Genomic DNA, 13953 nt, shown 5'->3' on the forward strand with positions numbered 1-13953 from the left:
GCTACCTAAAAATAAGAGTGTGGGATTCTAAAAAATGGTGTTGTATTTATATAAGAGATCATTCTAAAAGCCACTTTCGATACACTTGTAGTTTTGTAACTATTTGATTATGAATAGTTTTCAAATTTAATATTTCTGTAAAAACGAATTTTCGGAGTGGACTCATTCTTGGATTTCAAAACCTTTTATCTCAATGAATTTTGCTCTGGTTTTTGTTCGTTTGGCTAATCCTGTTATGGTTATCTTTTTTTTGAGTTTGTGAGCTTCAATGGCACTTTTATAATTTTCGCTGTCAAGTTTCACAGAAGCAACCATATGTATGCCATTATGAATGCCTGTAAATGCTATATTATTTCTGAACCCCTCAGGATTCCTTGATTTTAATTCAGTAATGAAACCAGTAAAACTAAAATCACCATACTCTAATGAATGAGATTCAATTTGCTCTACAAACTGATTTAATTTGTGAAGTTTCAAAGGGGTAATATCTTGATTTACAATAGTATCACTATTTGCAATGTTATGAAATGAAAAGTCAATGTTTTTAAGATTTGTTTTATCAAAGAATGATTCTATATCTTTGAATAGTTTAATATTAATTATCGTTTCATTTTCTATTAAGTATTCTTCTGTAACTTGCGTATCACCTTCAAATTCAAAAATGTTTTGTTTTACAAAAGTCAATACCTCTCTAAGTTTTTGATTTATTTCCTCAGAGGATATTTCTTGTCTACCATATAATTCTAAGCCGTTATGTTTGATTAATTCTTTTGAAGGTAACTGAATTTTTGCAACAAAGCTTCCCTTCTCTGTTTGCATAAAATTGCATAGATTTAAGTATTTGCTTACTTCTTCGGAAACCCTTGTGGATGTTACAGTCCTGTCAATTACAAAACTTGCTGCGTCTGAAAGTATTAATTTTATTTTTTCTACAAGTCCCTCAAATCTTGTAAGTGACATTATTCCTTGTTTAGTTTGGTCATCATAAACTCGAACTTTTAAAACCGTGTTTTCATTTTTTAGAACAACATTCAAATCATCTATTGTTAAGTCATAGAAGTCCGCAATAATTTCTAAAATATTTTCAATAAATCTTTCAGAATTTATTTTGTTAATTTGTCTCGGAATATGTAATCTAAATTCTTCATTAAAATGGAACTCTATTGGCGGTCTTAATAAAGTAAACCTGTCAGTTTGCTCTGAAATCTGCCATGCCCTATTTGTTAGGAACAATAATATTGACGATAATATTGTATCTGTAATCATGGTTTATGGATAAAGTTGTTGATATAACGTATTAAAAAAATCTATTCCAAGCATATTTGCCTTTGGAATTTCGATTCTCATTGTGAATTTATTATTTGTCATTTGAGAACCCTCAGGAGGAAGAAACCAATAAGCATGTTTTCTAAGTCTTATTTCCGTATGGTCTATGTCAACCCATAAATTTTGGTCATTCGGTAGAATAAATAAAATTAATACTAATGGAACATGAACGTTTTTGTCTGTTTGTCTTTTCACCAAGTCATTAAAATTCTCAATTTTTAGGTCATATTTAATAAAATGAGGTTCATCAACAATTAAATTTTCGATTGTCTATTTTAATTGAATATCTATATATCTACCGTCATACGTGTGTCTTGTTTGACCTTGAGGTGTAGTATATGTATATTCCTTTTTTAGTTGATAGTCAACTCCCGCATCTGATTCAGGTTTATCAATAGCAAATCCTTTATGAGCAGCTAAAATACCAATAAATCGATTAGATAATTGCTCTTTTATTTTTTCTTCTGTCATTAAATGTCTTGTCGTTTATACTTGCATTAAAATATTAAATATAAAAAAGTTTTTGGTACCCTGAAAAAAATTAGTCACACCTAATTTCAGATTAGTTACTATTTTACTCCAAAATAGTTACTCCTTTTTTTTGAAGAAATTAATTTTTAGACCCCACTTATATTTATATATGAGTAATTATGAGTTAAAAAATAAATTTACAAAAATGCAAAATAATAAAATGTTTTACAAACTTGTTTTACTGTTTTTTTATAAAAAAACAAATGCAAAAAAGATACTTTTTATTATAAAACATGGTTTTGTTTTATTTTACAGCAGAATTATTTTAATTTTCATTAAAAAAATGATTTTTTTAAACAATTATTAATTTTGTCACTCAAAAAAACAAAAAATACAAAACTCAGTATTATTTTTAGCATAATTATGAAAATTAAAAAAATAAAAACTATATTTGCAAAAGTATAACAAAAAAATAAAATAAAAATTAAAATAATGAAAGCAAAACATATATCAATTTTTTTATTAGTAGTAGCCGTAGGTTTATCTTATTATTTATATCGCTCCATAGCTGGAAAAGTAGAGTTAAATAAGGAGATAATAAAAAATGAAGCAGAGGTAATAGAGCAGTTAAAAGTTATTAGAAAAGCCCAAGAAGCTTTTCAAGAAAGTAATGGCAGATATGCAAATACTTGGGAAGAACTTCTTTCTTTCTTAGAAAATGGATATTTTTATATTACCCAAAGAACAGAAACTGTTATTCCAAAAGAATACGGAGAAGAAGAGGTTATTGTAAAAGTAGATACATTAGGAAAAATAGCCGTAAAAGATTCTCTATTTAAAAATAATTTGGATATTATACGTAATATTCCATATATACCGAATACAGATAAAAAAAAATTTGGTATATGGGCAGAAGTAGTAGACAAATCGGGCGTAAAACTTGCCTTAGTGGAAGTATGGGACACTCATCCTATAAATCCCGAAAGGAAGGAAAGTAAAAAAATAACGAATCAAAAACCATTGAGGTTTGGTTCCAGAACACAAATTACTACATCAGGAAACTGGGAATAAATAAGATTGAAAACAACAGAAATTTCATACCAACGGCTTCATAAATTTAGAGATACTCGGTTTGATGAAGATGAAATCAGTCATTACTCTCTTCTATTAGAAATAGGTAATAAGGACTTTGAATTTTGTGTTATTGATACCAGAGATGATAAGTGTGTTTTAGTAGAAGAATATTTACTTCATAATGTGAAAACAATTCATAACCGGCTTTTACTATTAAAGAGTTTATTCAAATACCACAATATACTCGCAGCTCGTTTTTGGAAAAACATTAAAATATCTATTAAAACCCATAAATATACCCTTGTTCCATTAGATATTTTTACTGCAGAAAAATGCTCTGATTATCTTTCTCTCAACTGTGATGTAACTTCTTATGAAACCGTTGCTCATTATATTCATAAAGATATAGGGGTAGTAAATATCTTTACTATAGACACACCTCTTTATGAATGGTTACATTATTTTTATAATAAAAAAGATATTGTTATCATCCAACAAGGCAGCTCTTTTATAGAAGGAGTATTAGAATATGGTAAGCAAAAATCTATTCTAGGAACAACGTTATATTGCCTTATGGATAGAAGTATATTACATCTCTGTGTTTGCGATTCTCAGAAAAATTTATGGTATTATAATCAATTTTACATAAAAACCTACGAAGAGTTTTTGCAGTATGTATTACTTGTTTTTTCAGAATTAAAAATGAATAAAAGTTCTACCTATACTATATCATGGGGAAATATTGATTACAGAAAAATCACCCAAATGATGCAACAATATATTACAAACGTAGAAATGGGTTCTCATCTCAATTTTTTATCTTTTAGTTATGAGTTTGATGAAATGTTAGATCATAAATACTTTGACCTCTTTAGTATTCATAAAATTTCAAATACCAATACATCTGTATGAAAATAGCAATATTCCCTGGTTTTTTTGACCCTTTTACCTTAGGCCATTATGATATAGTGATGCGGAGTTCCCATTTGTTCGATAATATTATTATTGCCATAGGGAGTAATAGTCGGAAAACGAGATATTTTGATGCAAATATGATACTGCTGAAAATAGAAGAAACATTTAAAGATAACCCTAAAGTTTCTGTAAAAATTTATAATGAACTCACCACTGATTTTGCAAAAAAAAATAACGCTACCTTTATTATTAGAGGGATAAGGAATAGTAATGATTTTGAGTATGAAAAAAATATCTCTGAAATAAACCATGCTCTTAATGCCAATATAGAAACAGTTTTTTTATTAGGTTCATCCCAATATTCTTTTATAAGAAGCACTATTATTAGAGAGATACATTACCATAAAGGAAACATTAAACCTTTTTTACCGTATTCTTTGTAAATAGATAATTAACCATATAATACAATATAAAACATTCATAACCTACGTCATATATGCAAGAAGTCAATGATTTTTTAACAATAATAGATAGTTACATTGGAGGTTCATCTTGGTTCGCATTTTTATTATTGGGAACGGGACTTTTTTTTACCTTTTATTTGAAATTTCCACAAATACGTTTTTTTGGTCATGCCATAAAAACTACTATGGGAAAATATGATTTGAAGGGAGCAAAAGGAGATGCTACTCATTTTCAGGCATTAAGCACCGCATTATCGGGAACTGTGGGAACAGGTAATATTGCAGGAGTTGCATTTGCTATACATTTAGGAGGACCTCCCGCTTTATTTTGGATGCTTATGACAGCAGCAATAGGTATGACTACAAAATTTGTAGAAGTAACTATTTCCCATAAATACAGAGAAATTACATCAGATGGAACCATTGCGGGTGGTGCTATGTATTATATGAAGAACGCACATTTTTTACTGTTTGGTAAAAAAATAAATATGACCATTATTGGGATTATTTTTGCAATAGCCACTGTTCTCTCTTCCTTTGGAACAGGTAGTTTACCACAAATAAACAGCATAGCCAATTCTTTACTCACCACTTTTGGATTAGAAAAATGGATAACCGGATTAGTACTTGCCTTTATACTTGCTCTCATTATAATAGGCGGTATAAAAAGAATAGTAACCGTATCTGAAAAATTAGTTCCTGCAATGGCTATTATTTATTTTTTAGGAGCATTGGGAGTTATATTTTATAATATAGAAAATATAATTCCCTCTTTCATATCTATATTTTCGGATTTATTTACGGGAACAGCAGCTACGGGAGGATTTGTAGGTGCAACTATATCGATAGCATTTAATAAGGGGGTAGCAAGAGGTTTATTTTCTAATGAATCGGGACAAGGTTCTGCTCCTATAGCACACTCTGCTGCGAGATCTACAGAACCCTTATCAGAAGGTATGGTAGCAATATTAGAACCATTTATAGATACTATTATTATTTGTTTTCTCACGGGATTGGTTGTTCTTTCCAGTGGTGTTTGGAAAGAAAAATACGATAATATATTTCAATACTCTGATATGATTGTGCTTGCGGATTCTTACACAGAGAATCCCGAAAATACAAAAAAAATAATGGAACATATTACACAAAAAAAATTACTTCCTACTTTTACAGGTAATCTTCTTGTGCGTAATGGAAAGATTCAAAATGCGATCACTGTAATACATTCTCGTTCTGTTGCGGAAGATATTCTTATCTACAAAGGAACAGAAATATATACGGGAGAGGAAATATTTATAGAGAATGGGCTCGTGAAAAATTATCCTCTTGGATTAGAAATACGAGGAAAATCACTCCTTCACAGCGCACCGCTCACTACGGAAGCTTTTAAGAAAAGTTATTTTGGAGAATTTGGAAAATATGTTATATCCATAGGACTTTTATTATTTGCTTTCAGCACTGCTGTTTCTTGGTCTTATTATGGTGATAGAGCCATAAATTTTTTATTTGGAAAAAAATATATATTCCCATACCACTGTGTTTATGTAATAGGGTTCTTTTTGGCATCTATTACAGATACTACTATTATATGGACTTTTTCAGGTATTACAATAGCTTTGATGACCATTCCGAATCTTATAGGTATTTTATGGCTTAGAAAAGAAATGCCTCAAGCCATGAAAAGTTACCAAGATTTTTTTAAAAAATCATTTCCCGATAAAAAACATCCTCGTTTTTATTAAACATATACAATGAATACAGAGAGAAAAGAATACGAACCTGTGATAGGATTAGAGGTACATATTCAATTACTCACAACTAGTAAAGTTTTTTCTCCAGATTTTAATACATTTGGAAGCACTCCAAACGCAAATATTCATCCTATTTCTCTAGGGTACCCAGGTACACTACCAAGACTGAATGAAAAAACAATAGAATATGCTATAAAAATGGGTATAGCATGTCACTGTGAGATTAATAATTATATTTTTTTTGAAAGAAAAAACTATTTTTATCCCGATTTACCAAAAGGATACCAAATAACACAAGATAAAGAACCCATCTGCAAAAATGGATATATTACCATTTGTGTTAATAATACAACAAGAAACATACCTCTTTTTAAAATTCATATAGAAGAAGATGCAGGAAAGCTCATCCACGACCAAAAAGACACAAAATCCCTCATTGACTATAATCGTGCAGGAGCTCCTCTTTTAGAAATAGTAACTCTTCCTGCAATTTACTCCCCGGAGGAAGCAAGTACTTTTTTATATGAAATCCAAAAAATGATTCGTTATTTAGAAATTTCTAATGGAAATATGGAAGAAGGTTCCCTCCGATGTGATGCAAACATATCTATGAGAGAAAAAGGAATAAAAACATTAGGAACTAAAGTAGAAATAAAAAATATAAATAGTCCTAAATTCGTTCAAAAAGCAATACAAACAGAGATAGTACGACAAATAGAACTTATAGAGCAAAAAAAAAAAATTGTTTCTGAAACACGCCTTTATGACCAAAAACAAGATACAACATTTTCCATGAGAACTAAAGAAGAATCCAAAGATTATAGATACTTCCCGGATCCGGACATTCCTCCTATCACGCTCTCTCAAAATACCATAGATGCTATACGAGTAAATATGCCCATGCTCCCATTTCAATACAGAGATATTTTTAAAAATACATATCATATATCTGATGAAAACATTGATACTCTTACAGAAAACAAGGAATGTGCTTTATTTACCCATACAATGCTCCAGGAAAATCACGATGCTGAGGAAGTATGCAAATGGATACTCGGTCCTATCAGGAACTTGATGAAAAAAGAAAATAAACATTGGAAAGAAATTTCTGTAACATTATTAAAAGATCTTATAGAAATGGTGAAAAAAAAAGAAATAAGCTTTAGCACCGCCTCACAACATATTCTTCCCGATATGCTACGAGGACTTTCTCCTAGAAAAATAGCAATAGAAAAACAACTAATAGAAAATACCACTACCTATAACTTGGAAGAAATAATAAATACTCTTTTACAAAATCAGAATGAAAAATTGCAAGATTATAAAAATGGAAAAACAGGACTTTTACAGTTTTTTATAGGAGAAGTTATGAAAAAAACAAAAGCATCTATTCATCCTCAAAAAATACATGCTCTTCTTTTAGAAAAACTCCACAATAATGAATAGATAGGATTCTCCCCATAAAACAATTTGAAAAGTGGTATGGAATGATACTTCTTACATTTAGTTTATATATTACAAATGTATATTTTACAAAAACAAACAATGAGACATATAATTATCATTGGAAACGGAATAGCAGGGGTCACTTGTGCAAGACATATAAGAAAACAGAGTAATGATGCGATTACTATTATTTCTTCGGAAACAAAATATTTTTTTAGCAGACCTGCTCTTATGTATGTGTATATGGGAGATATGAAGTTTGAACATACTAAACCATACGAAGATAATTTTTGGAAAAAAAATAAAATAAACCTTGTGGAAGGGTTTGTGCACAAAATAGATTCCGATACTAAAACCGTTTTTTTAAAAGAAGGTGCTTCATTACGGTACGATGTTTTGGTACTAGCATCGGGTTCTGTCCCTAATTTTTTTGGATGGAAAGGACAAAATTTAGAAGGAGTTCAAGGATTTTATAGCTATAGGGATATACAATTATTAGAAAAAAAGACGAAAAATATTACATCAGCGGTAATTGTAGGAGGAGGACTCATAGGTATAGAACTCTGCGAAATGTTACTTTCTAGAAATATAAAAGTAGTATTTTTAGTAAGAGAAAAAAGTTTTTGGAATATAGTACTCCCTCCAGAAGAATCAGAAATGATCAACAAACATATACAAGAACATCATATAGAACTACGACTATCTACGGAATTACAAGAAATAGTATCAAAAGATGGAAAAAACCTGAGTTCTATTATTACTAAAGAGAACGAAGAAATAGAATGCCAGTTAGTGGGGATTACTGTAGGTGTAAGACCGAATATAGATTTTTTAAAAACAAACGTACCATCTATAAAAATAAATAAAGGGATTTTGGTAGATATTTTTTTACAGACAAATATTCCTGATATTTATGCTATTGGAGATTGTGCAGAAGTTATAAATCCGCTCCCTAATCGGCGGGCAATAGAAGCTGTTTGGTATGTAGGAAAGATTATGGGAGAAACTGTTGCCCAAACAATATGTTCCAAACCTACACAATATAATCCTGGCGTTTGGTTTAATTCTGCAAAATTTTTAGATATAGAATATCAAACGTATGGTAGTGTAAAACCTATTTTAGAAGCAGGGGAAGATACGTTTTGGTGGCAGCATGAAAAAAAACATATAGGAATGAGATTTGTTTTTTCTAAAACTACCCGAACCATAATAGGTGTGAATGTTATGGGTATGAGACAAAGACATGAAACTTGGAACAAATGGATAAAAGAAGAAAAAACAATAGAGTATGTGATGGAACATTTGCAAGAAGCAAGATTTGACCCCGAGTTCTTTGCAAACAATGAAAAATATATACAGAAAGCATTTGCATCATATCACAAGAGTATCAAATAATTTTTCTATTTTTCTAAAAAAAACTTATCTTGATAGTATCGGTTATCAATATTTATATTTATAGAAATGATACATAGTGCTGATAAAAAAAGATAAAGTAGAACTATAAAGAGAATAACTCTATCAATAAAAATAGTAACTTGATCCAAAAGTAATGATACTGACTTGTGAAACAATAAAAATAAAAAATAATATCCCACAAAGTTCTATAAAATGAATTAGATACTCAAAAACATATAATTTACATGTTTTTTTGATAAAAAATGTGTGATTTTTATAGAAATGAGAAAAGAATATAATTATATTATTATAGATAAAGTCATAAAAACATCTGACATATTGAGTTTTTCATCAAAAAACACATAATTTTTATGTTTTTTGATAAAAAATGCACAATTTTTTATAGGGATGGGGAACAATTATTTAAATATAAAAAAAATATTTTATTATAGTGTAAATAAATATTAACTAATAATTAAATAACTATCATTAAAATATTATATAAAAAAAGAAAGTTTTTTATTTTTTACACATATTAAATAGTATGTAATCATTTAACTACTCTATTTGTTTGATAATTAACGACTTATAATCTCGAGAAAATGGATACTTTCTATATTTTTTAAAACAAATCAATTAAAAAAACATCTTATAACTATATAAAAAATATTGATTATCAAGTAAATTTTCCTAAATAGTTACAAAAATAATAAAATGTTAAAAAAAGTGTAGTTTCCAATTGTGAAATGTTAACTCTGCAAAGTTACATTTCTTATTAAATAATTATTTTAATAATACATAAAACAAATTATACTATTTATTAATGGTCAAAATAATAAGCTTGCACAATAAAAAAGAAATATGCAAATTTTAAATACACTAATAGTATGAGAGGCATATACCTCACAGAGAGGTAAATATAATATAACCCATAATATTATTCTTAAACAGAGAAAAAATGAAAAAGAACACCAATGTATTGCAGAAAATATATATGTATCACAACGCATATTTAATATAGGATATCATAATATAATAAAATTAATAATCTTAATTACACAAAAAAGTACAATGAAAAACAAAATAATTACATTAACAGGAACATCACAGAGTATAAATAATATAATATATAATACTATTAATTAAAAAAAGAAAAAAATGAATAATAACACAAGTAAATTAGATACATTACATAACATATATAGATTAAATAATATGAACACTATATTACATTCTAATACAAGTAATAATTTTATGACATACAGAGAAAAAATAAAAAGTAATTATAAAAGAAATAATTTTGTATCATCTTTGAACCCATTCAAATATTTGACAAAGGTACTAGCAGGACTATTAATATGTATTACTTTTGCAAGTAAAGCTCAAAATATAACTTTTGTATCATCGGCAAATAGAACTTTTGGAGATGCACCTTTTATTGTATTGGCAACATCTTCCTCAACTTTACCTATTTTTTATTCCGCTTCTTCTACTTTGGTAAATATCAATATAAATACAGTGACTATGAGAGGAGCAGGTGTATTAAATATTACAGCATATAGGTCCGGAGGTTCATCTGCTCTGCAAATACTTACTATAAACAAAAAGGCTCAGAGTATAATTTTTGGAGCGTTACCACAGAAAACTTTTGGAGATGCACCTTTTATTATAACAGGAAGGTCTTCTACAAGTTTACCTGTTTCTTATTTTACTTCTAATACTAATATAAGTATCAGTAATAATACAGTGAGTATAAAAAAAGCAGGAATAGTGAGTATTATAGCATATCAAACGGGAAATGAAAATTATCTAAAAGCAGATTCTGTGGTGCAAATACTTACTATAAACAAAAAGGCTCAGAGTATAATTTTTGGAGCGTTACCACAGAAAACTTTTGGAGATGCACCTTTTATTATAACAGGAAGGTCTTCTACAAGTTTACCTGTTTCTTATTCGGTTTCTAATCCTATAGTACAAATCAGTAGAGGCAGGGTAATAAACGGAGTAAATATAGATACAATAAAAATAATAGGAGTAGGCAGCACAGGTACATTAAGCATTGGTACAGTAACCATTACAGCATACAGTGAAAATGATACTCTTTTTGGTTTTACCAAACAAATACTTACTATACACAAAAAAACTCAGAGTATATTTTTTGAAACATTATTAACGAGGATTATTGGAGATACTACACGTTTTATTTTATCTGCAGTGTCTTCTGCTAGTTTACCTGTTTTATTTTCTTCCGCTTCTCATTTGATAAGCATCAATAATGATGACACAATGAAAATTAATGTTGGTACAGTGAGTAGAGTGATTACAGTGAGTACATTAAAATCGAATGGTGTAGGAATGGCTAGTATTACAGCATACCATACGAACAATAATTATACAAATCCACCAATAACACAGGTACTGAACATTCAACCCTCTCTTGTTTACAGAGATAGAGATGGGGATGGTCTCATAGAAATTTATTCTATAAATCAGCTGGACTCCATAAGAAATAATCTCACAGGTATTTGTAACGTAGGTACTTGCAATGGGTATGAACTTACTATAAGTTTAGATTTTAATAATATATCTTCTTATAGAGATACTACAAAGATATTTAAAACCTTTACAGAAAGATCAGGAAGTGGATGGAGTCCTATTGGCATTGCTATTACTGCTAGTGATACTATTCAAGGAATACCATATAGTGCTATTTTTGAGGGCAATGGATTCACCATAGATAATCTGTATATAAATAGAAAAAATGCTGATTATGTAGGTTTTTTTGCATGGACGGGAGAAAGTAGCAATATCAGAAATATAGGTATCAGAAATGCAGTTATTAAGGGACGTAAGAACGTTGGTGGATTGGTGGGATATAATTTTCGCGGAACAATAACCCAAACTTATGCTAAGGATTCCGTCTTTGGTGGTTTGTATGGTGGTAGTTATTATGGTGGATCTATCGGCGGATTAGTAGGAAGAAATACTCTTGGGAAAATAAGCCAAAGCTACACTACCGGATATATCTGTGATACTTTTAATCTTTCTACTAATACTGGCGGATTAGTCGGATATCATGAAGGTGGAGCAATAAGCGAAAGCTACTCTACAGCATCTGTCTCGGGACATTCTATTGTCGGTGGATTAGTCGGATTTAGTCGTTATGGTTTTATAAGCCAGAGCTATGCTACAGGATCTGTTTCTGCTTCTGATTCTATTGTCGGTGGATTGTTGGGAATGAACTATGTTGGATATGCATTACAGAGTTATGCTACAGGATCTGTCTCGGGTACTTCTTCTGTTGGCGGACTGGTGGGATGGTCTGCAGGAACAGTTCTATATTGCTATTGGAATAAGGATTCTGCTCAGTTAGTAAATCGCATACCAAGGGATAATAATCGTAAAATAGGATTAGGTAAAATATTAAAAAATATTTTGCTTGGTCCAAGAATTATAACTCCGATAGATCAATATCGTCTTATTTATGAAAAAGGTCTCACTCTTGCTGCTATGAAAAGCCCTACTGGATTAGACTCAGACAGCATTAGAGAATTAGGACCGGGTTTTATATATACCCCAGGACACTTTCCTGGTATTCATAGAGGAGCAAGAATAACTATAGGTGCTGTGGAATATACTCAAACAATACCAGGGATTACTAATAATATAGAAGCAAGTGGTACAATAGAATATATAACGGAAGGAACTGATTCTACTCGTGCTATCATCATTTTAGATGGGGTACATTTTACTTCTAATCTTTCATACGTTTATTCTGAAACAGGTGATTCCATTTGGAATATTCAAAATGGAACAGGAAGTGGTATTATAGGTAGTAAGAATACAGTAATAGATTTTCCTCTTATAGGTAGTAAAACACATGGGGATGAACCATTTACACTTAGAGCGAGTTCTTTTGATAATTTACCTGTTTCTTTTTTTGTGTCTAATACTCTTTTAGAAATCAGGGAAAATATTGCAACAATAAACGGAGCAGGTACAGTAAGTATTACTGCCTACACGAGAAATGATACTGTTTTTGGTTTTAGTACTCAAATAATTACTATAAACAGGAGAAATCAGAGTGTATCTTTTGAAGCATTAAGTACGAAAACTTTTGGAAACGGATCTTTTGTGTTAGAAGCAAAGTCTTCTTCGGGGCTACCTGTTATGTTTTCTGCATCTTCTACTTTGGTAAGTATCAATACTAATACAGCGAGTATAAAAGGAGCAGGAACCGTGAATATTACTGCATACAGTGGAAATAGTGTTCTCTTTGGTTTTGTTACTCGAATGCTTACTATATACAAAGCAACTCAGAGTGTATCTTTTGGAGCATTAAGTACGAAAACTTTTGGGGACGGACCTTTTGTTTTACAAGCAAGCTCTTCTTCAGGTTTACCCATTATATTTTTGGTTTCCAATAATTTAGTAAGTATCAATAATAATACAGTAACTATAAACGGAGCAGGAATGGTGAATATTACTGCTTATCAAATAGGAAATGAAAATTATTTACAGGGATTTGCGTTACAAACACTCGCGATACAAACAACAATCATTAATCCTCTTACTTTTATAGGGAAAGAAAACCCTGCTATAAATATTTATCCGAATCCCGCAAATGGTTTTATAACCATCCAAACAGATAAAAACCAAAAAGCTTCATCTGTGAAGATATATAATCTAGCAGGTAGAGAAATAATGAATTACAGTAGAAATGTAATACATTCTATCTCTACAGAAACCCTACCAAAAGGACAATATATTATTATAATATACGGAGAAACAGGAGTAGTTTTGAAGGCAGAAAAAATAACTATTAAATAAAAAACATAGGAGAGTGTCTGAAAACTTACTTTTGAAACACTTATAGTTTTGTAACTGTTTGATTATCAATAGTTTTAAAATTTAGTAATTGTGTGTAAATTTTTTTTCGGACACTCTCTTATTATTAAAAATAGAAAAATAACGTCCCTAATATATCTTATACTGATGAAATGACTTGTTGATAAGTTCTGTCAAATCGGGTTGGAAAAGAAAGTCAAATAATTTTTTCTAAATATTCTTTTCTTCTTTTCTTGTATTGTATATCCAATTAAAAAACTTAC

General features: G+C 29.8%; 9 protein-coding genes. 7 read left to right on the forward strand and 2 right to left on the reverse strand.

Annotated elements, in window-relative coordinates:
- Nucleotides 1-162: 162 nt before the first annotated feature.
- Both QM536_07065 and QM536_07070 read right to left on the reverse strand, forming a co-directional pair.
- Nucleotides 163-1266: a hypothetical protein gene (locus QM536_07065; GenBank protein MDI9356762.1), complete on the reverse strand. Its 1104-nt coding sequence runs from the start codon at nucleotides 1264-1266 to the stop codon at nucleotides 163-165.
- Nucleotides 1267-1596: 330 nt separating this feature from the next.
- Complete coding sequence (locus QM536_07070) at nucleotides 1597-1797, reverse strand: hypothetical protein (protein ID MDI9356763.1); 201 nt, start codon at nucleotides 1795-1797, stop codon at nucleotides 1597-1599.
- Between the two features lie 492 nt (nucleotides 1798-2289).
- Here QM536_07070 and QM536_07075 point away from each other — a divergent pair, with 492 nt between their 5' ends.
- The 7 genes from QM536_07075 to QM536_07105 all read left to right on the forward strand — a co-directional run bounded on the left by QM536_07075 (nucleotide 2290) and on the right by QM536_07105 (nucleotide 13672).
- Entirely contained in the window at nucleotides 2290-2868 is a 579-nt protein-coding gene (locus tag QM536_07075; protein MDI9356764.1) for a hypothetical protein, read from the forward strand.
- Between the two features lie 6 nt (nucleotides 2869-2874).
- Nucleotides 2875-3783, forward strand: a complete 909-nt coding sequence (locus tag QM536_07080) for a DUF3822 family protein (protein ID MDI9356765.1) — start codon at nucleotides 2875-2877, stop codon at nucleotides 3781-3783.
- Nucleotides 3780-4229 carry a pantetheine-phosphate adenylyltransferase gene (coaD, locus tag QM536_07085; protein MDI9356766.1) on the forward strand — a complete coding sequence of 150 codons (450 nt, stop codon included), beginning with the start codon at nucleotides 3780-3782 and terminating at the stop codon, nucleotides 4227-4229. The genes QM536_07080 and coaD overlap by 4 nt, the downstream gene beginning before the upstream one ends.
- A 53-nt stretch (nucleotides 4230-4282) precedes the next feature.
- Nucleotides 4283-5992, forward strand: coding sequence for an amino acid carrier protein (locus QM536_07090; GenBank protein MDI9356767.1), 1710 nt, complete (start codon nucleotides 4283-4285; stop codon nucleotides 5990-5992).
- Nucleotides 5993-6001: 9 nt separating this feature from the next.
- On the forward strand, nucleotides 6002-7447 hold the full coding sequence (gene gatB, locus QM536_07095) for an Asp-tRNA(Asn)/Glu-tRNA(Gln) amidotransferase subunit GatB (protein MDI9356768.1): 1446 nt from the start codon (nucleotides 6002-6004) through the stop codon (nucleotides 7445-7447).
- A 99-nt stretch (nucleotides 7448-7546) separates the two neighbouring features.
- Entirely contained in the window at nucleotides 7547-8842 is a 1296-nt protein-coding gene (locus QM536_07100; protein ID MDI9356769.1) for an FAD/NAD(P)-binding oxidoreductase, read from the forward strand.
- A gap of 1215 nt (nucleotides 8843-10057) precedes the next feature.
- Complete coding sequence (locus QM536_07105) at nucleotides 10058-13672, forward strand: T9SS type A sorting domain-containing protein (GenBank protein ID MDI9356770.1); 3615 nt, start codon at nucleotides 10058-10060, stop codon at nucleotides 13670-13672.
- Nucleotides 13673-13953: the final 281 nt, after the last annotated feature.

The sequence above is a fragment of the Chitinophagaceae bacterium genome (assembly GCA_030053935.1).
Taxonomy (GTDB): Bacteria; Bacteroidota; Bacteroidia; order Cytophagales; family JASGCU01; genus JASGCU01.

Coding starts and splice junctions, on each gene's coding strand:
- QM536_07090 (MDI9356767.1), top strand. CDS start 4,283: ATGCAAGAAGTCAATGATTTTTTAACAATAATAGATAGTTACATTGGA.
- QM536_07100 (MDI9356769.1), top strand. CDS start 7,547: ATGAGACATATAATTATCATTGGAAACGGAATAGCAGGGGTCACTTGT.
- QM536_07070 (MDI9356763.1), bottom strand. CDS start 1,797: ATGACAGAAGAAAAAATAAAAGAGCAATTATCTAATCGATTTATTGGT.
- gatB (MDI9356768.1), top strand. CDS start 6,002: ATGAATACAGAGAGAAAAGAATACGAACCTGTGATAGGATTAGAGGTA.
- QM536_07065 (MDI9356762.1), bottom strand. CDS start 1,266: ATGATTACAGATACAATATTATCGTCAATATTATTGTTCCTAACAAAT.
- QM536_07075 (MDI9356764.1), top strand. CDS start 2,290: ATGAAAGCAAAACATATATCAATTTTTTTATTAGTAGTAGCCGTAGGT.
- QM536_07105 (MDI9356770.1), top strand. CDS start 10,058: ATGAACACTATATTACATTCTAATACAAGTAATAATTTTATGACATAC.
- coaD (MDI9356766.1), top strand. CDS start 3,780: ATGAAAATAGCAATATTCCCTGGTTTTTTTGACCCTTTTACCTTAGGC.